This is a genomic window from Pseudomonas sp. (genome assembly GCF_037994325.1).
Lineage (GTDB): Bacteria > Pseudomonadota > Gammaproteobacteria > Pseudomonadales > Pseudomonadaceae > Aquipseudomonas.
In genome coordinates, this window is sequence record NZ_JBBNAH010000032.1 from 1 (window position 1) to 1,106 (window position 1,106).

At 59.0% G+C, this 1,106-nt stretch carries 1 protein-coding gene; it reads left to right on the plus strand.

What is annotated here, in order from left to right:
- The first annotated feature begins 10 nt into the window (after positions 1 to 10).
- Positions 11 to 1,084, plus strand: coding sequence for an ABC transporter substrate-binding protein (locus tag AAAB16_RS01035; protein WP_340661656.1), 1,074 nt, complete (start codon positions 11 to 13; stop codon positions 1,082 to 1,084).
- The last annotated feature ends 22 nt before the right edge of the window (positions 1,085 to 1,106 follow it).

Genomic DNA, 1,106 nt, shown 5'->3' on the forward strand with positions numbered 1-1,106 from the left:
GGAGAAGCACATGAACAGAATTTGGCGTAACAGCCTGGCAGCGCTCGCCACCTTGGCCTTTAGCCTGGGCGTGGCGGCGGCCGAACACCCCAGCACGGTAAAAATCGCCATCGTGGCCTTTACCCAAGGTGGCAAACCGACCTTTGGTGGCATTGCTGGGCGAGTTATTGAGGAAGGTTGGCTGGAGCAGGAACTGGCCAAACAAGGGGTAAAACTGGAGTGGATCGCCCTGCCCCATGCCGGCGCCGGTCCGCAGATTAATGAAGGCTTTACCAATAACAGCATCGACTTTGCCGTACGCGGCGATTTGCCCTCGGTGATCGGCGGCGCCGGCGGCGTGCCGGGCAAGCTGATCGTGCCCGGCGGTAGCGGCAACAACGTGTATCTGGTGGTGCCGGCGGGCTCCGAGGCAAAAAGCATCGAAGACCTCAAAGGCAAACGCGTGGCCCTGCACCGCGGTCGCCCGTGGGAGTTCGCGTTTACCAACTTCCTCGCCAGCCAAAACCTGAGCCTGGCCGACTTCAAAATCGCCAACCTCAATCCACAGGTAGGCGCCGCTGCAGTATCGGCTGGCAAGGTCGATGCCGCGGTATTGCTCAACGATGCCTATGCCCTGGAAGACAAAGGTGTCGGCAAAATCATCTGGTCCACCAAACAAGGCGATAACTCCTGGCGGTTGGTCTCGGACCTATGGGGCACTGACACCTTTATCGAGCACTACCCGGACGTCACCCAACTGCTGGCCACGGCTTGGGTAAAAGCGGCCTGGTGGATTTCCCAGGAACAAAACCGCGATGCCTATTACACCTTGTCCTCCAAAGCCGGCACCGCTGAAAGCGTGCTGCGCCGCGACGACCAAGGTGACCCGGTCGCCTGGAAAGAGCGCTGGGCGCCGAAGAGCGACGCACAGCTCAAGGCTCATTATCAGGCGCTGTCGCACTATGCCTTTGAAAACAAACTGGTGCGCGAAGAAGTGGACCTGAGCAAGTCGTTCGATACGCGCTTTACCAACCAGGCATTGATCAATCTGCACCTGGAAGATTATTGGCCGAGCTTGAAGGGCCAGGTCAGCAGTAATCCGTAAGGTCCGTATACCTGGGTCCCCG